Source organism: Kistimonas ophiarachnellae, from assembly GCF_057552235.1.
The window spans coordinates 296334-320547 of record NZ_BAAJPA010000001.1; the positions used below are offsets into that span (position 1 = coordinate 296334).

A 24214-nucleotide genomic window follows, 5' to 3' on the forward strand; every position below is an offset into this window, starting at 1 on the left:
TCGCCTGTTTCATAGGTCTTCAGAATCCGGGTGCGGTGAGCATCCGGTTGGTGCATTCACCGGGATAGCTGTTATGGTTTGCGCCCGGTGAACTGACCCCGCTTAACAGGCTGAACCGCGGATCATTGCCGGTATTGGCGTCTGACCAGTGCACCAGGTAGGGATGCATCAACAGCGCATCGCCTGGCGCCAGTTCAGGGCAGATGGCCTGCTCTGACCACCGGGGATCAGGCTGGTTTCTGGCAGGCTGTAACCCCGGCAGACCAACATTCCTGTGTGAACCCGGTACCACCCGCAGCCCGCCATTGCCCGGGCCGGCCGGATCAATGGCGATAATGGCCACTACGTAACTCCCCCAGTGATTCATGTCGGACCAGTTGGGATCAGCATTCATGCGGTGCTCGACATCGCGATGTGGCGGGAAAACGACACTGTCTCCCGGTAACTTGGGGTGGAACTGACAGATCAGGTGTTCAAATTGCTCCGACATCAAAATGTCGGCAAATGCCTGCAACAGTTTCGGGTGTCGTGACATTTGCAACAGCGTAGGATCGGCGCTGCCACAACCACAGACACGACAGAGCTTCTCCAGATGTCCGTAAGCATCGTTCGCCACAACAAACTGGGCTCCACGATAATAAAAGTAGCCGTCGAAATGGTGACCCATTAAGGCCGCACGTTGTTTGGCAATCTCCAGGAGATGATGGAGGGACGCTTTGACCAGCGCTACTTCGTCGGCGGACAGCATATGATGAATCGTACAGTAGCCGTCTTCAAAGAACTGCCGCCAGTCGGCCTCTGACAGGGGAGAATGTTTGCCAAACCGGCGTTCAGGCAGGGGATGCTCCATATCAGACCCAACGTTCCTGTTGTTTGCCTATATCTTCAGGTTAGTTCGGTCTGTGAGGGTAGGGAATCCTTAACGCAAGTCGATTTGCCCAAAGCCGGACAGGCGTCATTTTTCTGCAAATTGCGCCTCGAATCCTGACCCTGTTTGAGTATCTCCTGCTATTTTCCATGCATCCGGTTTTTTCTCTGGGTAAGAGTCGGGTATTGTCATATTCAATGGATCGTAAACGGATAACGTCAGCAACGCGACGACATGGAGACGCTCAATGCCGATAGTGCAGAAAACCCCTGTGCAGATGCTGGAGGAACAGGCAGCGCAGCAGGGAAAACGGGTTTTCCTACGCCAACCCGTAAATCGAGAGTTATGCGATTTCAGCTGGGAGGCGGTCAGCAAGATGACCCGTCTGCTGGCAGGCAGTTTACGGCAACTCGGTTTTTGTCCCGGCGATCGCATTGCGGTGTTGTCAAAAAATTGTGCTGAGTGGTTTATCACCGATCTGGCGCTGATGTCGGGTGGTTATATCAGTGTCCCTATCTATCCTACTGCCAATGCAGATACGATTCGCTATGTGCTCAAGCACAGCGGCGCAAAGGCAATCTTTGTCGGCAAGCTGGATGACTGGCCGGCACAGGAAGCCGGGGTGCCGGGAGACCTGGTTCGCCTTGCCATGCCCTACGATACCATGCCGTCCCAGTACCACTGGCAGCAGTTGATGGAAATGGCGCCCCCCCTTGAGCCCAGCTATCCGGAACCCGATGATGTGATGAGCATTATCTATACCTCCGGTTCCACGGGAAATCCCAAGGGGGCGGTACTGACCTACAGCAGTTACAGCTGGGCGTCCCAGGCAGTTGCCCGGGATTTGCAGGCAGGCATCGAGGACCGGGTGATTTCCTACCTGCCGCTGGCCCATATCACGGAGCGGGTGTATATCGAAGGCGCCAGCCTGTACAGTGGGCTGGTTGTCTATTTTGCAGAAAGCTTGGATACCTTCATTGAAGATGTGCAGGCCGCCAGTCCCACCTTGTTTATCTCCGTTCCCCGCCTGTGGACCCTGTTTCAGAAAAACATCATCGACAAGATTGGACATGGCAAGCTGAACCTGCTGCTGCGCTTACCCATTATCGGAAAGATCGTTGCGGGCAAGATTCGTGCAGGCCTGGGACTTCAGGATGCCCGTATACTCGGCTGTGGCTCGGCGCCCGTGTCACCGGTGTTGCTGCGCTGGTATGAGCAGGTAGGCATGTCGATCACTGAAGCCTGGGGAATGACGGAGAATGGCGCCTACGCCACCCTGAATTACCCTTTTCGGTCCGACAAGGTGGGAACGGTCGGCCGACCCGGCATTGATTGCGAAGTGAAGACCGGTGATAACCAGGAACTGTTGTTTAAAAGCCCGGGACTGTTCAAGGAGTATTACAGGGATCCGGAGGCAACCGCAGCGGCCTTTACGGATGACGGTTTTTTCCATACCGGCGATCAGGCTGAAATTGACGCGGATAACTATGTCACCATCATCGGGCGGGTGAAGGATACCTTCAAAACCGCCAAAGGCAAGTATGTCACCCCGGTCCCACTGGAACGTAAACTGGTGCAAAACCCGCTGATTGAACTGGTGTGCGTGATTGGCTCAGGACTGCCTTATCCTGTGGCGTTAGTGCAGTTGTCGGAAGGCGCTTCCGGTATGCCGAAGGAGCAGGTGACGCAGTCCCTTCAGGAAACCTGCAAGGTTGTCAGTGGCCAGATGGAGAGTCATGCGACACTGGGAGGCATTCTTGTCGTGCAGGAACCCTGGACGGTGGAAAATGATGTACTGACGCCAACGTTGAAAATCAAACGGCAGGTACTGGATAAGCGTTACAGCGACAAAGTGGCGGAGATGCGGAATGACCAGGTGCAGTGGGAGGCAGATTTTTAACAGCCATTTCCCGCTATTCAATCCAAACGCAAATAATCAGGGGAGCCCTGTGGCTCCCCGTCCTGTGTTAATTGAGAGACCTTTACTGATACTCAATCACCCTGTCAGCCTTCATTGAGTACATGGCGTCACTGTACTCGGAGGTTTTCTTTTCCGTTTTCAGCTGACCGTATACCCAATAGGGGGTATAAGCGGTTTCCTGGTACTTGAGGCCTTCCGGAAATGTTACATAGACAATCTGGTTAGGCGGCGGTGGTGGCACATGGATGCAGGCGCCCATGGTGGGAACCAGCAGGAACTCCGTCGCCATCTGCTTTTTATTCATGTTCAGAGGCACCAGGTAGCCCGGCACCCTGGCATAGACATTGTTGAGTTTATCAACCACCTTGCTGCCATGTTCCGTCATGTAGATCTGCATTTCGCCGAAAGGAATCTCATCGCGTTCATAGCGTTCGAGAATCTTTTCATCAAACGGTGGCATCAGGTCATTCCAGATCAGTTTCCGGGGCGTTTCCTGGATGTTTGCCGGTGCGCTTTCAGCCGCTACCAGCCAGCCGGGCAGCAATAGCAACAGGCTGGCCAGCACACAGGCTTTCTTGAGATGGCGTAAGGGTATCAGGGTGTGTGGCATCGTTATTTTTTCCTTTGTTATACCCGGATCGTCAGACCATCAGCCAGGGAGTTCCGGTAAGCACGCAGTGCCGGGAACAAACCCAGTAACAGTGCTGCTGCAATGATCGCTATCATCAGCCACAACTCAAACAGGCCTGGCAGGCTAATGGTGAGATGCAATCCCAGCCAGCCCTGGGCCAGAGGCTGGGCAGCAAACAGCAGCCCATAGAGCAGCAGGTTACCTGACAGACAGCCGGCCAGTGCATAGAACAGTGACTCAAACATCAACAGGAAAAAGATATGGCCGGGCCGGGCACCGACAGAACGCAGAATCGCCATCTCCCGTCGCCGTTCATTCAGTGACGTCAAAATGGCTGTCAGCATGCCGACCAGCCCGGCTAATACTACCAGAGCGGCCACACCCAGTAGAGCCTTTTCCGCGACGCCAACCAGTTGCCAGAGCTGTTGAAGGGCGACTCCCGGCAGTACTGCCAGCAGCGCTTCCTGGGGATACTCATTGATCAACCGTTGTAGCCGGAAGGTGGCCATGCGGGATTTCAGACCCACATAAAAGGCAGTGATAGCTTCAGGTTCCAGCGACAAGTTGCGTGCCTTGTCGGCAGAAACGGTCAGACCAGGAATCGGTGGGGCGCCGTTGTGCCAGTCCACATGCAGTGCTTCTATTCCCTGCAATGAAATCAGAATGACACGATCCATCGGGGTGCCGGTCCGTTGCAGGATGCCACTGATCCGGAAGGGTTTATCGTCATGGCTCTGCAGGCTGACCATTTCAACACCATGGGCAAGCGCAATGCTCTGCCCTGTCGTATAACCCAGTTCTGCAGCGACATCGGCCCCTATGACCGCATCATAAAGATCGGAAAAGGCCTTGCCGTTGGCAAAGACAAGCGGCTGATCACCGGCATGGCGAAAATGCTCGAACATCGCCGTATTGGTGCCCACGACCCGGTAACCGCGATGGGAGTCGCCCAGTGATACCGGGATTGTCCAGTCAACGGCCGGATCGCTGGCGATATCCTCCCAGGTTTCCCGGGAGATATTGTTGGTCGCATCGCCAATATGGAACACCGAATACAGCAACAGATTAATACCGCTGCTGCGGGCGCCCACGATCAGATCGGTACCGGAGATGGTGTTGGTGAAACTGTTCCTGGCTTCCACCCGGATGCGTTCCACGCCCAGCAGCAAGGCAACACTGATGGCAATGGAAACCACTGTCAGCAGCGCAGTGATGCGTCGGTTGAGAATACTGCGGCAGGCAAGCTTCAACAGTGACATACGGCTTTCTCCTGCAGCGTGGCATTCTCTGTCACGGCCGCGCGGTTGAGCCCGGCCAGTGACAGGCTGCGGTCAAACAAATGTTCCAGTCCAGCGTCGTGGCTGACAAACAGCAGGGTGCTGCCAGCGGCTTCACACTCCCTGAACAACAACCGGATAAAGGCTTCCCGGGTATCGGAATCCAGGGCCGATGTGGGTTCATCGGCAATCAGGATTTCCGGGCGTCCAATCAACGCGCGTGCGGCAGCAACCCGCTGTTGCTGCCCAATACTCAGCGCTGTGACCGGGCGGGCCAGTAACGCAGGATCGGACAGTCCCAGTTGTGCCAGAAGCCGTACGGCCTCCTCGTTACCGGATTGGCCTGCTGCCGCCAGTTTCTGCCTGCGTTCCGGTGAAAACCCCAGGGGAAGCAGCACATTTTCCAGTACAGACAGATAAGGGATCAGGTTGAACATCTGGAAGATGAAGCCAACATGGTTGGCCCGGAAGCGATCCCGCGCCGCGGGCGTAAGCGGGTTGATCGGTGTGCCGAGCAGGGAAACACGTCCCCGCTCAGGCACCAGTACGCCGCCAATCAGCCCCAGCAGCGTGGTCTTGCCACTGCCGCTGGGCCCTTTAAGAAAGATCTTTTCACCCGGTGTGATAGCTAATGCTGGAATATCCAGAACCGGTTGCCCTGGCTGCCAGCTGAACAGGAGATCATCCAGCTGGACTGGCGGTGTCGTTTGTATGACCGTCATTGGCTCAGAACCGGAACGCAGGCTTGTCGCGTTTGAGGGTTGCCGACATCTGACCTTTATCGGTCAGTGCCTGCACTTTCAGCGATTCACTGTTGGCAAAGCGTTCAAACAGCCGTGATTCTATCTGGGTCAGGGCTTTTGGATCGTTACATTCAAAAACCTGGCTGACGGTGAAGTCCAGATGATTGTCCTGGCCATGATGATTATCGTGGTCATGGTGGTGACCATGCTCATCGTCATGATGCTCTTCAGCCGTATGATTCGCCTTGCTGTTGAGTAGTTTACATTGGGCTGATGCCGGTATTTTCCACATAGAGGCTTGTTTCAGGCGCTCAACGGCCTGGTCAACCTGCTGCTCCCGTTCCGGGCTGGTGATGCTTTCGAAGCCGACAATGTCATGGCCGGGAATGGTCATTTCAATATGCAGAAGCTTGCCTTCTACCGCCAGGTTCAGTTGCCCGGCACCGTGCACGTGAGCGTCATGATGACGTGACGTTTGAGCCGCAACCGGCAGAGAGATAAAGAGAATAGCTGCCAGGCTACGGCAGATCGTTCGCTGGTTCATGGTATTTTCCTGTCGTGCAGTCACGCGGTTCTCTGGTGCGCATACTGCAGTGAAATTGTGTCAGTTATAGGTTGGTTTATTCACAGAGAGACGACAGGAGGAGCCCGTATACGAAATAAGGCATTATGCGGTGTTGCTAAACAAGGTATGACCTGTTCAGCAATCATGATATCGCTGTGGACAGGTTGCAGTGTACCTGCGAGGTTCGCTATTGCCGGAGAGGACGCCTGATGGCACAGGCTACAGTCAGTATGCCATGTGGGCTGCAGGTCACCCTCATGAACGTGCGCATTGCCAAGGGCAGACCAAAACAGCATGACGGCCACAAGCACCATGGTGATGGTGGTGCGTCCGTGCTTGGCTCTGGAGGTCGTCTTGCCCAGGTCGTACATCGAATGCGAGTGATCGGCTGGAAAATGAAGCGTTATGTTATAACACTTTAATGGCACTGGAAATCACTGATGGATAATTCGTTGGATGGATTACTCTTCCCTGTTATCCAGTTCACTTTCCTGTATCTCTAAAAATTTGCCTGTAACAACCTGTCCTTTGACCCGGTTGCAGTACCAGTTATAAAAGGGGTAGGCAACCAGGGCGGACATGACGGCACCGATACCGCTAAGGAATGGCGTGAAGAACATGACAACCAGCCAGGCGGCGGGATTGGCTACCGCCTTGGAGGTAAATACGCCCAGCAGGCCCAGGAAGATCCCGCTGCCGAAACCCACTATGAAGCTGAGCGAGCAGAGTGAACCAAGGGAAAGTTCCATTCGGTAGGTTTTCAGCATGTGTCCGACTCCTTTTGGCGCCTTCCTGGCAATGTCTTTTTCATTTATATCAGCATAAAAGGCAGGGTTCTGCGAGTTATCCCATGCTCAGAGTCTCCATGGCTCAAGGAAGTGACGGTATTTTTCTGTGAGTTGCGGGAATGTATAGACACCTTTCTGCCGCCAGGATGTGGTGCTCGTGATAGCCGAGGTCTGACAGGCAAAAGTGAGTACATCGTCGTGTGGATAAACGTACCAGTAGCCTCGCTCATAAAAGGCGATATGCAGGTTTTGATGTTCAAGGTTTGATGCAAGCGTCAGACGGGATTTTAATAAAACCGATAACTGAAAGGTTCCGCTATAGTGGCAGGCAATAAACTCTGCAGGCTCATCGGTTGCCGGTAGTCCCTGGCTAAAATAACCATAGTCTGCTAATGCAGCAGATACTTTGAGGTAATCATATTGGCGTTTATCACTCTTATTGAGTTTGTCAAAGTCAACACGCGAATATTTTATATTGTCCATAGTTTATTTTGTCGAGATTTATTCAGATTAATGTTGGATATTATTGTCGAATGCCATTGCTTAATAATAGGCATGGAAATAGTTGTGCGAAAAATGCGGGAAATGTTGGTTTGATAAAAAATATTTTCATAACAGTGTGCCTGTAAATTTACTATAAAAGCACTGTCTTATGGTTGTTGTTATGAATGGCAGACGTTGTGTGAACTGCTGATAACTCCTCACGCTTGACGCTAATTTTTTTAATACTGTGCTCCTGTTCAGGAGGGATAACGATGAGCTGTTTCTCGTTCCGATGGGGATATGTGTACATTTTCATCATGATGTTTTCTGCGACGGCCAGGGCTGATCTGCCTTATGTGAGTCCGCAGCAAACCTATGAAAATATCATCGCAGGATTATCTCCGGATCTGGATTCGGCGGATATAACGCCCTGGCAGCATCCTGCCGAAGAAATTACAGAAAAAACGATTGAAGGGATTTGGGAAACAATACAGACAAAAGTCCCTTTTACCTTCAGTTCAAAGCCTGTTTCAATTGCTTCCGGTCTGAAAACAATACTTGAAAAAATAGACAGTTTTCTGGGGCCGGTTCTGGAGGAATATGATATAGAGCACAATAATGTCACGGAATACAGCAATACGCTTCCAGTGACGTTTGGTAAGGGAAGTTTTGAAATTATTGCTTACGATCCGTATTCAACTAAAGATCGTTTATCCCCAAATCCTGCATCGACTTCTGATGTGCCTATATTCAGGATTAAAATATACCCTGAATTTTCAGCTGATAATGCATCAGAATTTGTGCTGAAAAACCTTCAAGTTCTGCGGCTGAGTACAAAGCCAACATCGCAAAATATGGTGGTTGAATTTTATACCGCGGATGATGATTCGCTCATTGATAAAGTGCATCTGCCTGCACGAGCAGGCAATGATCAGTTTGGCGCGTGCCTGACAAAGGCCAGGGGCCTGAGTTACGTCAATTATCAGAAGCAACATCCTTACAGCTATGCACGGGAACCGGGACGTTATAAAACCCGCTGCACCTGGAATAATCGGGCGCCAAACTGTGCGGTATCTAACCGTTGGGTCGTGTTAAATGTGATGGACCCCTTGTGGCCCAAAACATCGTTCAATACCCGCTTTACCCACGGGACCTGGGAGAGTATGACTGATGACCAGCGCGCCTATTATGGTCCCATGATGTGGGAGAACACGATAACCATCAGCAAGGCTGAAATCAGTCCGTTAGATCCGGATGGCCAGATGAGGCTCTGGCGTGATCCGACATGGTTGCTGCGTTCTGATCATATGTTTGTTTACGGGAATAACTACTACAACGACTTTGCTAAAAACGGTCAGGTCATTATCGAGACTGATGAACAGGGTTCTCAGTTGCCGAATCAGGGCATCCGGTTTGGTGAAGGGGGGAAAGCCTATTATCAGGTTTATGTTCCCCGCGATGGTCAGTATGAATTGACGTTGGCTTTCAGCCATGCGGTGGCGACCGCTTTGACGGTTCGCAGTGCGCTGGATAACAGCATTATTTTCAGTACCGAGGCCCCGGCGCCAGACGATGGTCTGAAGCATCTCAAGGTGTCCGTACCGAGAGAAATTGATCTTCAACAGGGGCTGCTGTACGTCAGTGTTGAAGGGAATAATCTTGATTATCACTACATGCTGCTGAGTTATGTGGGTAACCGTGAAGAGGAACGGTACGAATACCTGGAAAGGCAGCGTGACCTGGTTCGGCGTGAAGTCGCCAGTGCGATTGCCCATCTGGATGAGCACATGACAACCCGTGATGAAATCGGAGACAGTATCGCGTATGCCAGCTTTACGCTCAGGCATCTGGTCAAACGGCGCTACGAGGAGTTGAAAGCCCGGGAATACGCACCATCGGAACCCTTGATGCAGGAGATTCGTCGTTTAATCAAGCAGCTTGAAGACCGGATTGCAAAAGGACAGAAAGGCTATGACCAGTATCCGGATGATACTGAGGTTCTGATTCATGGCGCGGATGTCGTCAGGCGCAATGATTATGTCAAAATTCGCGGTAATGAAGCGCTCTTCATCGGGGAAAGCCTGTTTGAAGGCAAGATTGGTGATGCATCATACAAGGTAATGATTCCCAGGAGTGGCTACTACCGGACCGAATACATTGTTTCCACCTATGATGTCGGTGCCAGTATTAATGTTCAGGATGAGAATAACCGAACGTTCTACAGCACCCGCTTGCCGAGAACCTCCGACAGTATTTTCTCTCCACGGTATGAAGCCGTGACCAGTGATGACGCCCGTGAATATTTCGAGGCAGGGGATACGATCATTAATATCTGGTGTACCAATGGACGCTTTACCCTGCAGAAATTCAAGTTAACGTTTGATGGGGCATAATATTTCACTCTTGCCCGTGAGTTTCTATGCGTTCGGATATGACAAACGACAAAAAAACACTTTTTGTCGTTTGTCATGTTCTCTCACTGCAACACAGGCTCCATTTTTGATCCGTTATCTTTAGCCGGCTCCAGGATTTTGCTGATTTCATTCTATTTGTGCATTGAAACTGACAGCGTTATTTGCCAGTCTGAAATGTATCACATGCAGTGGAGAGCACGATGAAAACCACAGGCAAGGAGCGCCGGGTTCCTGTAGAAAATGATGGTGTCGCCGTTCTGTTTGATGCAGAAAATATCTCCCCCCGCAGTACATCGCTGGTTGTTGAGCAAGCCAGGCAATACGGTGTTAAACCGATTCTTCGCGCTTATGCAGACTTTTCCCGGGGGCATACCAAGGGTTGGGAACAGCCTGCCCTGAAATACGGTATCCGTACGATTCATCAATTCAGTTATCGTTCCGGCAACAGCAGCAGTGACTTCCTGATGATGTACGACGCCTTTAAGTTACTGCACAGTGGCAAAGTCGGTATTTTCCTGGTGGTCACTAACGATGGGGATTTTTTAACGCCCATACAGTTGATTCGTCAGTCCGGTGGTTATGTGCATGGCTTTGCTGACCGGGGAAAGGTCAAGAATGAGCTGGTTCGTGCCTGTGACACTTTTTCATTTATACCCGGAGACAGTTTGGGACCCATGGAACTGGAGCAGGAAGGTAATACCATTCCTGTACCTGTAACCCGGGAGTTGGTGCAGGCCTGCGAACAGCTCGATCCCAGTAATGGCTGGATTTCGCTTTCCCGGTTGGGACAGCACGCACGCATTCCCCTCAGGGGAACAGGTTATCGCTTTCGTAACCTGTCACGCCTGATTCGTGCCTGTGGAGCGTTTGAAACGGATGCCGAGAGGGGACACCAGTTTGTACGACTGGTGAATGGAACCAGTATTGAGGAATTATTGGATCAGGCGTCATCGGACGCCTGATCGCTTAAGAGTCACGCATCAGGGGCAGTGATAAAGTCACTTTCACGGGCTTGGGCAGATGTATTTCGCCCTTCCTGTTTCTTGCGCTTGGCCAGCTTGATGGCCGGTTTCCATTCCAGCCACTTCGGATCAGCCTTTTCATGCAGGGTGAAACGCATGCCGGGTTTAACCGGCGTAGTGCCTGCTGCCGGTGTTGCGAAGGCAATGCCCCCTGCCAGAAGACTTTCCAGTGAATCAGTACGAATTTTGGCGCCACTGAATAAGCCGACATCAACGTCGATGCCACTGGCATTCCAGAACCGCGTATCCGGTGTGATCAATGGTGCGTAATGGTCGTCTATTGTCAGGAAAATAATGACATGGTCTGCCGGATTGCCGAGACGATAGCCTGACACTTCACCGACCTGAATCTCACGGTAATACACCGGATTTCCCTTGGCGATGGAGCCCAGTCGGTCGGATACAAGCCTGATTTTCAGGCCTGTCAGTCCATTCCCTTGTGCCGGGGGACGATTGCGGGCAATAAACGCCGTTTTTTCAGGTGTCACCTTGTCGGCCGGGTCAACCTGAATGTACTGGCCTTTGATCAGTGTATCCAGGTTCGCTGTGCGGGCCAGCCCCAGTTCCGGTTTGACCAGCCAGAACCGTGCGCCTTCACGGGCCAGCCAGCGGTTGTCGTTGTAGATCAGGGTATCGGCGATAATCGTGGAATGATCGGGATCCGCGATGTCATGATCCAGTCTGACCCGCTTGACTTCACCCACTTCCATGCCCCGGAATTTCAGCGGAGTACCGGCTTTCAGACCTTCCCCGGAATCAAACCGGATACGCACCATCAGGCCCGTTTCCATGGCTTCCTGTTCGGTGTCGTACAACGTGAAACTGTGACCGTTTTTGACTGCAGCCTCTTTGGCTGAGGGCGTAGCCAATCCGATACCGCCGTTCATCAGTGTGGCCAGTGTACCGGTATTAATGCTCAAACCGGACAGATCGCCTTTGATGTGAATACCGCTGAGATTCCAGAAGCGACTGTCCTGATTGACCAGGTGAGCGAACTCGGGACGAATGAAAATCTTAATCCGGATGCCGCTGCTATCCGAAGCCAGTGAATATTGTTGCACGGAACCGATCTGAATCTGACGGTACAACACGGGGCTGCCAACGCTGACACCCGCCAGGGTAGGAGCTTCCAGTGTCAGGTGCAGACCGGGTGCGTTGGGACTGACCGGAGGACGTTTGTCGAGCCCGACGAATGTACGACGTTGTTTGTTGGCTTCCACATCCTTGAGATTGACGTCCATGCTGATGTAGGGGCCGCTGAGCAGGGCGTCGAGCCCCGATACACCTTCCATGGATAATTGCGGTTCCACAACCCAGAACCGGGTGCCTTCAACCAGTGCAGGCTCGGCACGAGGGTCCATGTAAACACGTGCGGTAATGTGGCCCAGGTTATCGGAAATATCGACAGATTCGACCATGCCGATTTCAAAGCCCATAAACACCACCCTGGTGCGCCCTTCTTCCAGTCGAACCCCCGTAGGGAAGGTGATTTCAACCGGAATACCGGTACGGGCGCTGTCATAGTCATTGTGAAGGGTAAACAGCTCACCATTATGGCCCTGAGGCTGTTCAGGTTCATGCTCAGGGGTACTGAAAGCAATACCGCCCTTGATAATGCTGAGCATTGACTGGGTGCGAACCTTGAGGCTGGAAAGACCACCTGACACTTCAACGCCGCCGGCATTCCAGAACCGGGTATTCATTCGTACCAGGTGAGCATAGGCAGGCCGGATAAATACCTGAATATCGACGTGCTGGTTATCGGCACTCAGGTTGTAACCAATCACTTCTCCGACTTGTAAACGACGATAGTAGACAGGGCTGCCCTGGGTGACGGAGTTCAGGTTGTCGGTTCGCAAAGTGATGCGCAGGCCTTCAGGGTCCTGGATAGCGGGTGGTTCTTCTTCTGCGACGTATACTTTCTTGCTTTTCTCTGTGCTTTTGCCCGGTAAAAATCCGATGTAGTTGCCGGAGAACAGGGTATCCAATCCACTGATACCTGCCATGGAGACTGTCGGTTTGACCATCCAGAAACCGGCGCCAGTTGTGAGATAAGGCGTCATTTGTCGACTCATCTCAATATGGACGTTGACGCCTTTCAGATCCGGCATTAATACAAGGTCCTTGACCTTGCCGACAGCCAGTCCGTTATAGACAACCTGTGTCTTACCCGCTTCAAGTCCTTCTGCATCAGGAAACTGGACGGTGATAATAACGCCACCTTCCATAAAAGCACGCCATGCCAGCCACAGGCCGATCATCAGCGCAATCAGCGGCAGCAGCCATATGGTGGATAGCCGACGTTTGGGGGTAATGATATCCGGCTCCTGCAGTATGGGCTTGTCGATATCCGTCATGCGATGTGTTTTCCGTGAATGAACGTTATTTGTCGTCGGTTGTACTGACTGCCGCTTCCGGCAGTTTACTACGGGCCGGTGGTTCAATGGCATCCCACAGCAGGCGTGGGTCAAAACTGATGGCGGCCAGCATGGTCAGTACCACTACACTGGCAAACGCCACGGCGCCTGGGCCGGCCTCGATGGTGCCAAGGCGGCCAAAGCTGACCAGGGCCACCAGGATCGAAATCATGAAAATATCCAGCATGGACCATCGTCCAATCCACTCAATAAACCGGTAGAGCTGGATATTCCGGCGAATCTGCGCCGGTTTTCCTTTCCGTACGGCAAGCAGGAGGATCACCATGCCGATCAGTTTGAACAGGGGCACCAGGATACTGGCGGTGAAGACCAGTAACGCGATAGGCACCATATCATGGCGCATCAGTTCTATGACGCCGGACATGATGGTATCCGGCGTGCCTTTGCCAAACTGGCTGACGGTCATGATGGGCAGCAGGTTGGCGGGGATAAAAAGGATCGCACTGGTAATCAGCAGGGCCCAGGTCCGCTGGATACTGTTACGCCGTCGGATGTATACCGAGGCACCACAGCGGGGGCAATGGCGTACATCGCAATGGCATACGGCATGGCATTCCAGGCACTGTTGCAGGCCAAGGCGTTTCCCTGTGGTCATGGCTGATCCTCCAGCAGTTCCCAGAGGTGATGTTGATTCAACCGGAGTGATATGCCGATTTCAGAGAGCATCAAGCCGATAAAACACACCATGCCCATACCCGGATGCACACTGGCAATATCCACCAGTTTGACGATAGCCACCAGGATACCCAGGAGATAAATCTCCAGCATTCCCCATTCGCCCAGTCGGTGATAGAGGCGGAACAGGGTACGGGCCATCATCAGTTGTTTTCGCAGTTTAATGGCCGTGATGATGAAGAAAAGCGCTGCGAGCCGAATCAGGGGTATGAGCATCGCACACAGGAAGACGACAAATGCCACAAACAGGTAGCCCTCTTCATAGAGAGCCCGGACACCGGCAAGCACGGTGTTGTGCTGTTCATCACCCATCAGGGACAGGCTGAGAATCGGAAAGGTATTGGCCGGAATGTAAAACAGCAGTCCGGTAATGATCAGTGCCATCAGTTGGCTGAGCGAGCCATGTTTGGCATCAGCCAGTACATGGTTACAGCGTGGACATTGCGCCCGGGTGCCTGCAGCCAGCTGCGGTGGCGTCATCGCCAGGTCGCATTCCGGGCAAAGCCAGATCCGTGTCGTCACCTAATGTAAACCTTCTGCCAGCCAGGGGTGTTGATGTTCATTTAATCAGGGTGCCAGTGTGAAAAACTGGTGTTTAAAAAACGCGCGATAAGAAATTATCACACGATATCTGTCAATCCATAATTACAGCATAAATGAAATGGCCAAACCCGTACCCGGGTTGGAGAGTCGTCATTTCAGACAGGTTAATGGCAGGATCGATGGCTAAATGTAAACGACTGTTTATGTTTATGGATGCTGGCTGGAAGCGTCGCTGGGTTGCAGGTGGCTGATATTGCTGATTTTCAGGGGGAAGCAATATCCACAGCCTTCGGGCATGGCGTGTTATGGTGTTTTGTGTGAATAGCAATCGCTGCCAGCGCTCCCGAACATACCAGGAAAATGCAGATCACGCCGCCCAGCCAGTCATACTGGTCACTGAGCCACTGTGCCAGCATGGGGGAAGGACTTGAGAAAAGGCTTTGTCCAACCGCCCAGGCCAGTGCAATGCCGGTGCAACGAATTCGTGCCGGGAAAAGGTCGAAGAGAAACTTGAACATGGGCGCTTCAAACGTGGCGATGCCAAGCGCGAATACTGCCATCGTCAGCATGCTGGTGAGCCTGTCCCCACGCTCTGCCAGGTAAAAATTCAGCCCGGCGCCAACCACGGTTACCAGTAAACCCGCCACCATGATTTTTCTGATACCGGCCCGGTAAGCCACTATCGCCATCAAGGGCAGTGCAATGAACTCGACTCCCATATCCAGCGACGCAATGACATTTGCCTGGCTTGGCGAGAAATAGCCATGGCTGGCGACATAACTGCACCAGAACATATTGCCCACATACAGGGTGACACCCGCAAAGGCGCCGACAAGAAGGACGATCAGGCTGCTTTGCTTATGATGGCGGATCAACTCACGCAGTACGTTCCCCGGCGTGAGTGACCGGGCTTTTGTGGCGTCAAACGCGGGGGATTCCAGCAGACGCCGCCTGATCAACAGGGCAATCAGACTGGTGACACAGCTGAGGAGGAAAGGGATTCTCCAGGCCCAGTCCGGCATTATCGGCAGGCTGACCCACGCTGTGACCAATGCGCCAAGTGCTACCCCCAGGTTGGCGCCCCAGTTGGCCCATGAGCCCGCCAGGCAGGGATTACCTCGCCCCTGTTCGATCATGAAAACGGCCGCGTTGGTGAATTCGCCCGCGATGGCGATGCCCTGAAAAATCCTGCAGATCAGCAACAGCAGCGGCGCCAGTAAACCCATACTGTGCCAGGTGGGGAGCAGTCCGATGCCGGTTGTTGCCAACGCCATGATCAGGACGGACAGAGTCAGTGTCAGGCGGCGACCATAGCGATCCCCCAGGAAACCAAAGAGAAAACCACCCAGGGGACGGGTGATATAGGCAATCGTGAACAGGCCAAAGACAGAGAGCAGTGCCGCAGACGGGGACTGCTCCGGAAAGAACAGCTGCGCAAGGCGTGGCGCCAGGTAAAGATAGGCTGAAAATTCCAGCCATTGTGCAATGGCGCCAGTGCAGATGATAAAGACCGGCCTGTGTTGATGGATGTTTTTCATATCATGAATGGGACTACCGAACGTGTAACCAGACGAAGGAGTCTAGTCGTTTCTCCGGATTGCACCGATTCAATGACGCTTGAACATTATCAACAGGTCAAAAACCTGATGGTGAGCGATGGCGCCACCCCGCTGGGCTATTTCTGAACTCGAGAGCAAGTCTGGCAAAAGGATGTTCCACTGTCTTATGATCGTGTGACCGATCAGAACGCGTAAGAAACAGAACAATGACAAATGGATTTTTTGCCGATAAAAACCGGTCGCTGGTGCTGGGGCACCGTGGAGTACCGCTGGCGCATCAGGAGAATACGCTGGCTGGATTTCGCAAGGCTATTGAACTGGGCGTCGATGGCATTGAGCTGGATGTGTTTAAAACACGGGATGACCGGATTGTGGTTTTTCATGATGAACAGACGGAACGTCTGACCGGTGTCCCCGGCTCAATCACGGAGATGACCTGGGATGAAGTGTCACAACTGCGCATCCGGCGGCGGATTGATCGGGGCGATGGCACTGTCGTTGAGTACCCTTCGGAAGAACGGATTCCATTGCTGGAAGAAGTGCTGGACGAGTGTGGCGACAGCTTGCTGATCAATATCGAGATGAAAGCCTATGCGCCCAACTGGTCACGCCGTCATACCGGCACGGAAGTAGGTCGTGTCATCAAGGCGTCGGGCAGGCAGGACAATGTCATCAGTACCTCATTTGATTTCTTCATGCTGCGTAAACTGGAGAAAGCACTGCCGGGAATCCATAGCGGCTTTGCTTATGATGGCGGCATGCTGGAAGGCATGGGCGATTGGCTGGACACGCTGCTTAATGCGTTGCCAGAGCCGGATACCGGGCTGAGTCACCGGGCTGGTAACCAGAATGCGCTCAACCTGTTGAATCTACTCCTGGAAGCCAATGCGATCGGTCGATTTGTGCACTCTACGGTGGTGGATGCAGAGCATATCCTGATAGACAGTGATACCGTCCAGAAATTTCACCAGCGCAATATGCTGGTAGGTGCGTACACCCTGTTCCCGTTGGATACCCGTTACGTCGATAACCCGGATGTGGATCATGAGCAGGAAGCACAGCGGCTGGCAGGATTGGGTGTGGACTGGATCGAAACCGATGACCCTGAAAGGCTACTTGCCTTGTTGACCTGAAATACAGGGTTGCAGTGGCCGTTCGCCCCTTGCTGGAATAAAGGCGAAACGGTAACGTAGTCGCCTTGTCACATAACAAGAATAGAAAAATGTTGTCGTACAGTTTTGCAGGCAGGGTACATGGGGCGTACCGCAGTTGTCTGTCGGTATGGTGTACATTGCTGTTGATTGCTCTCTGCCTGCCCTGGCAGAAGACGTTGGCGGGTGTATTAGTGGTTGATGAAACCATGCCCTTCCAATCCCTGGCGCCCTATCTCGAAATGTATCGTGCTACGCCTTCCAGCGGTACGACAGCAGACAACATTATTGGTAATCAAACCCTCTATTTTCAGCCTGTCAGGGTCCGGCAGCTGAACCTGGCCTATAGCGATGACTCGGTCTGGCTGAGATTTTCATTGCAGAACCCTGCTTCCAGGGCTGTCCGTGTTTTTCTTGAATCCAGTTTTTCCCGTCTGGATCATGTGAATCTGTATGCGCCATCCGCTGATTCTTCGTTGATGGGGGGCGATCAATACCGGGTGGTGCAGGGCGGTGATGCACAACCTTTTGAACAGAGACCTTTTCGTACCCGACAGCTGACATTCCCCCTTGAATTACCGCCGCAGGCGACGCAAACATTTTATATTGAAGTGCAGAGCACCAGCTCACTGCACATACCGCTTTACGTTGCGGGCCTCAAGACACTCATTGAAACGTCTGAATTTCGCTATACCGCGGATGGCTTGTTTTACGGGATTTGTCTGACGGTTATTCTTTCCGCACTGCTGATATTCCTGGCGATTCGGGAACGGATTTATTTTTACTATTTCATGCATGCGGTGTTTACCACGCTGGCAATGATGGCACTCGATGGCAGTGGTTTTCCTTTCTGGCCGGATGCATTGAAATTCCAGGAAATCTCGGTAGTGGTTTTCCAGTGCCTGAATTCCATCTTTGTCATGTTATTTGCCCGTAGCTATCTTCATTTGCCGGAATATCTGCCGCGAGCTGATCGCCTGAATCGCATCATGATCTGGTACATGCTGCTGGCTATGGTCAGTTCGCCTTTCCTGCCGTACAGCGTGGCGTCTTTCTCGGTGGTGATTCCCGAGTCTTTCCTGGTTTTCTGGATCTTCGGTCAGGCGATGGTACGTTCCATCCAGGGCGATCGGCCCGCCATGATCTTTACGGCGGGCTGGACACTGTTCATTTCCGTTTGCGTATTTGTGGCGGTGGCCAACCTGGGGATTGTTCACGATTACGCAGACTCAATCTATGGTCTCAAACTCGCCTTTGTCAGTGAGTTTTTCGTGTTAATGATTGGCTTGGGTTACCGGCTTTACCTGCTGGGGCGAGAGCAGGTGCGCAGTCGCGAGTTGGCCGTGATCGCCCAGGCAGAGAGCAACGCGAAAAGTGAGATTCTGGCAAAAATCAGCCACGAAATCCGGACGCCACTGAATGGCATTCTGGGTGTGACCGAATTAATGCGACAGACGCCCCTTAACCGGTTGCAGGAAAAGTACACGGAGACGATTAACGACTCAGGTCAGTCTCTTCTGACGATCATCAACGATATCCTTGACCATACCCGCATTAGTGCCGGGCGTATGGAACTGGAACGCCTTTCGTTTGATCTGCCTGATCTGATGAATCGTACATTGAACCTGTTTCAGTCAGAGGCCAGGCTGCGAAATATTCACCTGTCGTTGGAAATAGCACCTGATATCCCTTCCCAGGTGACGGGTGACCCGACCCGGCTTCGCCAGATCCTGGTGAACCTTCTGGGTAACGCCTTTAAATTTACGGATAAAGGCGCGGTTGCGGTCAGGGTGAGGCTCGATCATGAAGATGAAAATGGGCAGCTGACGCTTTATTTCTCAGTAAAGGATACCGGTATTGGCATACCGACATCACTCCATGAGCGTCTGTTTCAGTCATTTGTGCAGGCGGATGCTGCCACCAACCGGCAGTACGGTGGCTCCGGGCTGGGACTGACTATTAGCAAACAGCTGGCGGAATTGATGGGGGGAGAAATCGGTGTCATCAGTGAGCCGGGGCGAGGCAGCTGCTTCTGGTTTACGGCAAACCTGGCCACAAGCCTGTCGGGAGAGCAACCGATCTTTCCGGCGGTTAATCAACCGGCTATACCGCTGTCAGGGTGTGGACAGCGGGTACTGGTGGCGGAAGACAATAACACTAACTGGCTGGTCGTTTCTGAATTCCTCAAGCAGGTTGGCCTGACACCCATTCACGCCCGCAATGGTAAAGAGGCGGTAGCGATTTATAGTCAGCAGGATCATCAGAACCAGCCGGTAGCCATGGTGTTGATGGATTGTGAAATGCCGGGCATGGATGGTTTCGAGGCCACCCGTCGTATACGCACGTACGAACGTGAACATGGTAAGCAACGGACACCGATTATTGCGCTAACGGCCCATATATCTGCAACGGCAAGGCGAAAATGCTTTGATGCGGGTATGGATGAACATGTGGGCAAGCCTTTCAACCGTGAGCGCATTATGCAGCTGATCAGGGAGTATCTTGTTATCAATGAAACGGCTGCAGTGGATGTTGTGCACTAAACAATAACAATCAGACCGGGGGTTGAGACTCATCATGCGCGTCAGTCAGTTGCTTTCATTGATTTTGCTGGTATCGATGCTGGTTGCCTGTGCAACCTCGGTTGATCATTTACCGGTGGCAACGGGTACAACCGAACAAACGGACTCACAGTCGGACCAGGTAACCGTGCAATACCTGGGCGTTGGCGGTCTGCTGATTCGTTATGGCGACACTGCCTTGTTGACTGCGCCTTCTTTCAGTAACCCGGCATTGCTGGGCTTGCCGCCGGGGCCTTTTCAGCCGATAGCTCCTGACCATGAACGTATTGATGCACTGATGCCTCAAGTTGACGATGTGGAGATGATTCTCGTCGGCCATGCGCATTATGACCACCTGATGGATGTTCCCAGGGTCATGGAAAAGCATGCCTTAAAAGCCCAGGTCTATGGTTCACAAACCATGAAGCATTCTATTGCTGGTTCTGTTTCCGAAGATCGCATTGTGGTGGTGAATGGTAGGGCAGCCAAAGGGAATGATGCCGGTGAGTGGTTGTATGCGCCCAGCGGCAAACTCCGGATTATGGCCATCGAATCAGAACATGCCCCCCATGTGATGGGGATTACCTTTATGCAGGGGCGCTATGAAGAAGATCTTCCTGCTTTGCCGTGGCATTCGTTTGGCTGGAAAGAGGGGAAGACCTTTGCCTATTTAATCGATTTTCTTGATGAGGAAGGTAAGCCCGTTTACCGGGTGCATTACCAGGATGCTGCCAGTACACCGCCGCTGGGTTTTGTGCCGGAACTGGCGGCTGCGGATGAGCGTCGGGTGGATCTTGCCTTTCATTGCGTCGGTGCGTTTGAGCAGGTCGACAATTATCCGGAAGGGTTGGTGACGGATTTACAGCCAAGGAACAGTATCCTGGGCCACTGGGAAGATTTCTTTGGTAATGATCCGACCGGTGATCAACAAGGTATTCGATTGACCAGTATTGATAACTTCATTCAGCGGCTTGAAACAGTACAGGCAGACGACGCGAAATGGTATTTACCCGATACCTTTGCCGTGATGCATTTTCCCGTCAGCCAGTAATCAAAAAGGGCAGGTTTGACCTGCCCTTTTTGATGATATGCCGAGATGACGAATAGGGTATCAGATGGTTTCCTGGTCGGATTTCAGACGACCGGAACCATTCGGCACTTTCAATATTTCACAAAGACGCTGACGCCAGGACAGGCGCTCGTGCTGGGGCAGTTTTCTCAGGGTATCCTGGATCACCAGCAGGGCGGCTTCGAGTACGGTATCGTCTTCAAAATGCAGCAACTCAACCTGCCGGATAATTTCTACAGCCAACTTCACATGTTCAGGGGCATCATCGTAGGACATTGTCATCTCCGTCTCTGGCATCAGCCGTTCTGATTCAGGTATCCCTTCGGCAACGACGGCAATGTCTTTAACAATGTCTGTATGAGCAGGTTGGTGTGGCATGGCTTGTCCTGAGTGATTCTGTGTTGTCTGGTTTTTTTAAATAACGTAAATAGTGTGGCCCAGGATTGGCAATGCGGCCACTTCGCAGGCAGGTTTTGTAAACGATGGGCGTCAGGGTGGATAACACCTTAAAACATGCAGGCGACGGTTGTCCGCTTGTGTCAGCGCTTCTGTCATTAAGGCAGGGCACCAGCCGTTTAAAGTCGCTATCGCGTTGTACAACCTGCCGGATTATTTTGTCGGACAAGTTTGTCAGGCAAGGAGCATCCAGTGAACTTTTTGCAGGAATGGTTTTCTCATAGATAAAACGCAACCGGTGAAAGGAGAATATATGGAAGCCTCAGGTGTGAAGGGTCAGAGGAATCCCGGTGCTATACCGAAAAAGTCAAGGGCGAAACCACGGCGTAAAGGCAGAAAATCGCAGGTATCCAAAGCGACAAGTGAAGTGAAAGGAGAGCTATCCAAAGCGACACAAGCGATAAAAAAAGTCGACTTAAGGCCTCCGGGAATCGCAACCCGCAGTGTTACATATTGTAAAGTGGCATTCTATACGGCCATTTTGAAGTGCGTGAAAACAGGATCGTGGTTCACGAGTTCATGGCGCGCACGGGTTATCAATGGTTGTGTTATTGGCGCATCCGGTGCCCTGTTGACGGCTGGTGTCAATGGATTTCTGATGGAATACTTTGATAAATACACGCCTGAGGAAAAGCATAATGGCGAGCGGTACCTTTTGTTTTCAAACGGTTTATGCGCGGGGCTGGGCCTATCAGGTTTATTGGCAGTCGCTACAGGGACGGTGGATGTAATTCTTGAAAAACTGTTTTCAGCTTTTGTTTCTTCTAGAAAGCTCTGTTTAGAGTTTAGTTCCATGGCTATAGGCATGCAATATAAGGATGCTGTCGGTGTTATTGTTGATAATGGTTTATGTGAACATTTTAGCGAAGTTTGTCTTGCAGGAATGAGGATTTATTTAAAAGGGGTGCTGGATGACAGCGTAAAGGAAAATGATATGGAAATTAATGATTGGTTGAAGCTTTATGAAAATCATGAAGTTATGCCAGATAAAGATGATGTGCTTGGTGATGTGGAAAAAAAGTTAGCCGTTAAAGCAATCAAGGATGATAAATCTTTAATGCATGATATCGATACCTGTTCTCATTCAGTTTCCAGAAGTATGATTAGCGATATGTGGAAAAAAGATAATAATGAGGATATTTTGGGGGTCGGACTCTGTCGTTATATGGATTATCTGTCTCGGCAAGGGTTAAGCAAGCTTGTAGTACGTCATATTATTACTTTAGCAATTATCCAGCATTGTAAAAAAATACGCGCAAACATGGAAGCGGAAATGGTACAGTTCTACAGAGAAGAGGAAGTGAAAGAATTTACTGGATCTCTATACGGAAAGATTAATGAAAATATAAAGCAGAGGAGGAAATTAAAAAAAGATGAAGAAGAGCATATGAGGGTGCTAAAAAGAATCGAAGAAGAAAGGAAAAAAAGAGACGAAGAGTTATCAGTAAAACACAGTCGGGAGCAGTCATTTCAAAGCACATTGATAAAACGGGCAGAGCCTGCAGGTGCGGAAGGTGGAACACTAAGCTTACAGGATAAGATTAATGATGTTGTGGGGTTTTATAATCAATTGCATAGTGGTGAAGGGGTCGAGTCGAAAACATTTAAAGAGATAAAGCGTTCTGTTGATGAATATATGTTGGATGATCGTTTCAAAGATAAAATGTCGGAAAAGAATGTTTTTGGAAGACAAAAGATGAGCCGTCTTGTAAAAATGTTGGGTGAAGATTTCAAAGCATACAAAAAAGTTTTTCCAAAGATAAGAGATAAAGAAGAAGAGGAGGAAAGAATAAAAGCTGGAAGACAGCAAGAGGGACGATCGTAAAAAATCATGGCGTCTTTCCTGAATTTAAAGAAAGGCGGAATTTCTGTTTCACCCTGGTTTGGCTGTCAATCTGCCGATTCCTGATTGATCTAATGCACAATGGTTATTGGAGATTAACACCTCTGCCTGTCGGGCAATGTGCTGCCGGAAATGTAAAATCCGGGAAAGAGGTGGGTTCGTTCCGCCGTTGTCAGTTTCCCGCTGATAATCTCAATGATCCGCTGAATTTCTTTACTGAACGGTACCGCTATCGTTGATAAATCATAAGCATGAAAGCGGGCAGTGGACGTACCATCAATGGCGAGAAGCCCGATATCTTCCGGGACGGATAACGTGGTTTGCTGCTTAACCCTGTCCAGAAAACCCATGGCCAGAATATCGCTGGTGCACAGTACAGCGTCTGGCAATACCGGTTGGGTGATAATCTGCTCTGCCGTGTCAAAACCGGCGGTGTAGCTGTCTTCATCCGCGATGATATGCGCTGTCGTGACGCCCTGTTGCTCAAGGGAATGCAGGCATTGTGTCGCCCGTTGCCGGTTGATGGGGTTGGTCATGGGACCTGAAAGAACCTGCAGGGTGCGGTAACCGTGTGACAGCAGGATATCCGCAGCCTGTCGTCCCATATCGGTGTTGTCTGCAGAAACAAAGTGGATCGTGCTGGTATCTTCGAGGTCAGTATACGGCGGTGCGATGGCAATGATCGGACGCTTGTTCCTGCTCAGACTCAGGGCCGTTTTCTGACTGAGAACCGCGTTGGCGATCACAATCGCTTCTGCCTGGTATTGCATCGCCTGAAGCACCGAGTCCGAAATGTCTTCGTCGCTTCGTGCGGTGAACAGCATCAGTTGATAGCCCCGGGCCTGTAATGCCTGGGTGAGTGCCGTCATGAAATCCGCGTAATAAGGGTTGATGTTCAACGGACCTGTCACAAGCCCCACCAGGTGACTTTTCCGGGTATTGAGCATCTTGGCGATGATGTTGGGTTGGTAACCCAGTTCATTGGCCTTTTCCAGCACCCGTTGACGGGTTTTTTCCGAGATACTGGCGCCCGGCGTAAACGCGCGGGAGACAGTAGCGGTAGAAACTCCGAGTGCCCTGGCGACATCGTGAACAGACAGTGAAGACGAAGTGGATTTGGCTGGCATGGTGGCAATTTGTCGTGTGTCGTTCATGTCCGGATCGGTTTCACAGGCTGGCGTGACAGGCGCCACCCCGAACCGGGGTG

22 protein-coding genes are annotated in these 24214 nt (G+C 51.7%); 9 read left to right on the plus strand and 13 right to left on the minus strand.

Annotated features, from left to right (window positions below):
- Window positions 1–19 precede the first annotated feature (19 nt).
- On the minus strand, window positions 20–850 hold the full coding sequence (locus AC27K1_RS01235) for a phytanoyl-CoA dioxygenase family protein (RefSeq protein WP_487147686.1): 831 nt from the start codon (window positions 848–850) through the stop codon (window positions 20–22).
- A 265-nt stretch (window positions 851–1115) separates the two neighbouring features.
- Here AC27K1_RS01235 and AC27K1_RS01240 point away from each other — a divergent pair, with 265 nt between their 5' ends.
- A complete protein-coding gene (locus AC27K1_RS01240) occupies window positions 1116–2768 on the plus strand; it encodes an AMP-binding protein (protein ID WP_487147687.1) in 1653 nt (550 codons plus the stop codon).
- An 82-nt stretch (window positions 2769–2850) separates the two neighbouring features.
- On the opposite strand, the gene AC27K1_RS01245 is transcribed toward AC27K1_RS01240, so the two are convergent.
- The 4 genes from AC27K1_RS01245 to AC27K1_RS01260 are packed head-to-tail and all read right to left on the minus strand — an operon-like array spanning window position 2851 to window position 5984.
- Window positions 2851–3399 (minus strand): DUF3299 domain-containing protein, encoded by a 549-nt coding sequence (locus AC27K1_RS01245; protein WP_487147688.1) that lies wholly within the window; start codon window positions 3397–3399, stop codon window positions 2851–2853.
- A 17-nt stretch (window positions 3400–3416) separates the two neighbouring features.
- Window positions 3417–4679 (minus strand): ABC transporter permease, encoded by a 1263-nt coding sequence (locus AC27K1_RS01250; protein WP_487147690.1) that lies wholly within the window; start codon window positions 4677–4679, stop codon window positions 3417–3419.
- A complete protein-coding gene (locus tag AC27K1_RS01255) occupies window positions 4667–5419 on the minus strand; it encodes an ABC transporter ATP-binding protein (protein WP_487147691.1) in 753 nt (250 codons plus the stop codon). Before AC27K1_RS01255 ends, AC27K1_RS01250 begins: the two co-directional genes overlap by 13 nt.
- A gap of 4 nt (window positions 5420–5423) precedes the next feature.
- Window positions 5424–5984, minus strand: a complete 561-nt coding sequence (locus AC27K1_RS01260; protein WP_487147692.1) for a ZrgA family zinc uptake protein — start codon at window positions 5982–5984, stop codon at window positions 5424–5426.
- Window positions 5985–6214: 230 nt separating this feature from the next.
- Between AC27K1_RS01260 and AC27K1_RS01265 the strand changes: the two genes are divergently transcribed.
- Window positions 6215–6427: a hypothetical protein gene (locus tag AC27K1_RS01265; RefSeq protein WP_487147693.1), complete on the plus strand. Its 213-nt coding sequence runs from the start codon at window positions 6215–6217 to the stop codon at window positions 6425–6427.
- Window positions 6428–6466: 39 nt separating this feature from the next.
- On the opposite strand, the gene AC27K1_RS01270 is transcribed toward AC27K1_RS01265, so the two are convergent.
- Together AC27K1_RS01270 and AC27K1_RS01275 are read right to left on the minus strand one after the other, a co-directional pair.
- A complete protein-coding gene (locus AC27K1_RS01270; RefSeq protein ID WP_487147694.1) occupies window positions 6467–6772 on the minus strand; it encodes a hypothetical protein in 306 nt (101 codons plus the stop codon).
- Window positions 6773–6859: 87 nt separating this feature from the next.
- Window positions 6860–7276, minus strand: coding sequence for a hypothetical protein (locus AC27K1_RS01275; protein WP_487147695.1), 417 nt, complete (start codon window positions 7274–7276; stop codon window positions 6860–6862).
- Window positions 7277–7548: 272 nt separating this feature from the next.
- On the opposite strand from AC27K1_RS01275, the gene AC27K1_RS01280 reads away from it, so the two are divergent.
- Entirely contained in the window at window positions 7549–9669 is a 2121-nt protein-coding gene (locus AC27K1_RS01280; protein WP_487147697.1) for a hypothetical protein, read from the plus strand.
- Window positions 9670–9890: 221 nt separating this feature from the next.
- Complete coding sequence (locus tag AC27K1_RS01285; protein ID WP_345198716.1) at window positions 9891–10652, plus strand: NYN domain-containing protein; 762 nt, start codon at window positions 9891–9893, stop codon at window positions 10650–10652.
- A gap of 11 nt (window positions 10653–10663) precedes the next feature.
- Here the strand turns inward: AC27K1_RS01285 and AC27K1_RS01290 are convergent, their stop codons facing one another.
- The 4 genes from AC27K1_RS01290 to AC27K1_RS01305 all read right to left on the minus strand — a co-directional run bounded on the left by AC27K1_RS01290 (window position 10664) and on the right by AC27K1_RS01305 (window position 15906).
- Entirely contained in the window at window positions 10664–13069 is a 2406-nt protein-coding gene (locus tag AC27K1_RS01290) for a PqiB family protein (RefSeq protein ID WP_487147698.1), read from the minus strand.
- A 25-nt stretch (window positions 13070–13094) separates the two neighbouring features.
- Entirely contained in the window at window positions 13095–13745 is a 651-nt protein-coding gene (locus AC27K1_RS01295; protein WP_487147700.1) for a paraquat-inducible protein A, read from the minus strand.
- Entirely contained in the window at window positions 13742–14347 is a 606-nt protein-coding gene (locus tag AC27K1_RS01300) for a paraquat-inducible protein A (RefSeq protein WP_487147702.1), read from the minus strand. The genes AC27K1_RS01295 and AC27K1_RS01300 overlap by 4 nt, the downstream gene beginning before the upstream one ends.
- Before the next feature lie 284 nt (window positions 14348–14631).
- Window positions 14632–15906 (minus strand): MFS transporter, encoded by a 1275-nt coding sequence (locus tag AC27K1_RS01305; RefSeq protein ID WP_487147704.1) that lies wholly within the window; start codon window positions 15904–15906, stop codon window positions 14632–14634.
- Window positions 15907–15909: 3 nt separating this feature from the next.
- Between AC27K1_RS01305 and AC27K1_RS01310 the strand changes: the two genes are divergently transcribed.
- From AC27K1_RS01310 to AC27K1_RS01325, 4 genes are all read left to right on the plus strand, one after another.
- Window positions 15910–16053: a hypothetical protein gene (locus AC27K1_RS01310; RefSeq protein ID WP_487147705.1), complete on the plus strand. Its 144-nt coding sequence runs from the start codon at window positions 15910–15912 to the stop codon at window positions 16051–16053.
- Window positions 16054–16133: 80 nt separating this feature from the next.
- Window positions 16134–17060 (plus strand): glycerophosphodiester phosphodiesterase, encoded by a 927-nt coding sequence (locus AC27K1_RS01315; RefSeq protein WP_487147706.1) that lies wholly within the window; start codon window positions 16134–16136, stop codon window positions 17058–17060.
- An 89-nt stretch (window positions 17061–17149) separates the two neighbouring features.
- Window positions 17150–19621: a hybrid sensor histidine kinase/response regulator gene (locus AC27K1_RS01320; RefSeq protein ID WP_487147708.1), complete on the plus strand. Its 2472-nt coding sequence runs from the start codon at window positions 17150–17152 to the stop codon at window positions 19619–19621.
- A gap of 34 nt (window positions 19622–19655) precedes the next feature.
- Window positions 19656–20690: an MBL fold metallo-hydrolase gene (locus AC27K1_RS01325; protein WP_487147710.1), complete on the plus strand. Its 1035-nt coding sequence runs from the start codon at window positions 19656–19658 to the stop codon at window positions 20688–20690.
- A 60-nt stretch (window positions 20691–20750) separates the two neighbouring features.
- Here the strand turns inward: AC27K1_RS01325 and AC27K1_RS01330 are convergent, their stop codons facing one another.
- Window positions 20751–21086, minus strand: coding sequence for a hypothetical protein (locus AC27K1_RS01330; RefSeq protein ID WP_487147712.1), 336 nt, complete (start codon window positions 21084–21086; stop codon window positions 20751–20753).
- Between the two features lie 331 nt (window positions 21087–21417).
- On the opposite strand from AC27K1_RS01330, the gene AC27K1_RS01335 reads away from it, so the two are divergent.
- Window positions 21418–22989, plus strand: a complete 1572-nt coding sequence (locus AC27K1_RS01335; RefSeq protein ID WP_487147713.1) for a hypothetical protein — start codon at window positions 21418–21420, stop codon at window positions 22987–22989.
- Window positions 22990–23102: 113 nt separating this feature from the next.
- Here the strand turns inward: AC27K1_RS01335 and AC27K1_RS01340 are convergent, their stop codons facing one another.
- Window positions 23103–24200, minus strand: a complete 1098-nt coding sequence (locus tag AC27K1_RS01340; protein ID WP_487147715.1) for a LacI family DNA-binding transcriptional regulator — start codon at window positions 24198–24200, stop codon at window positions 23103–23105.
- Window positions 24201–24214 lie beyond the last annotated feature (14 nt).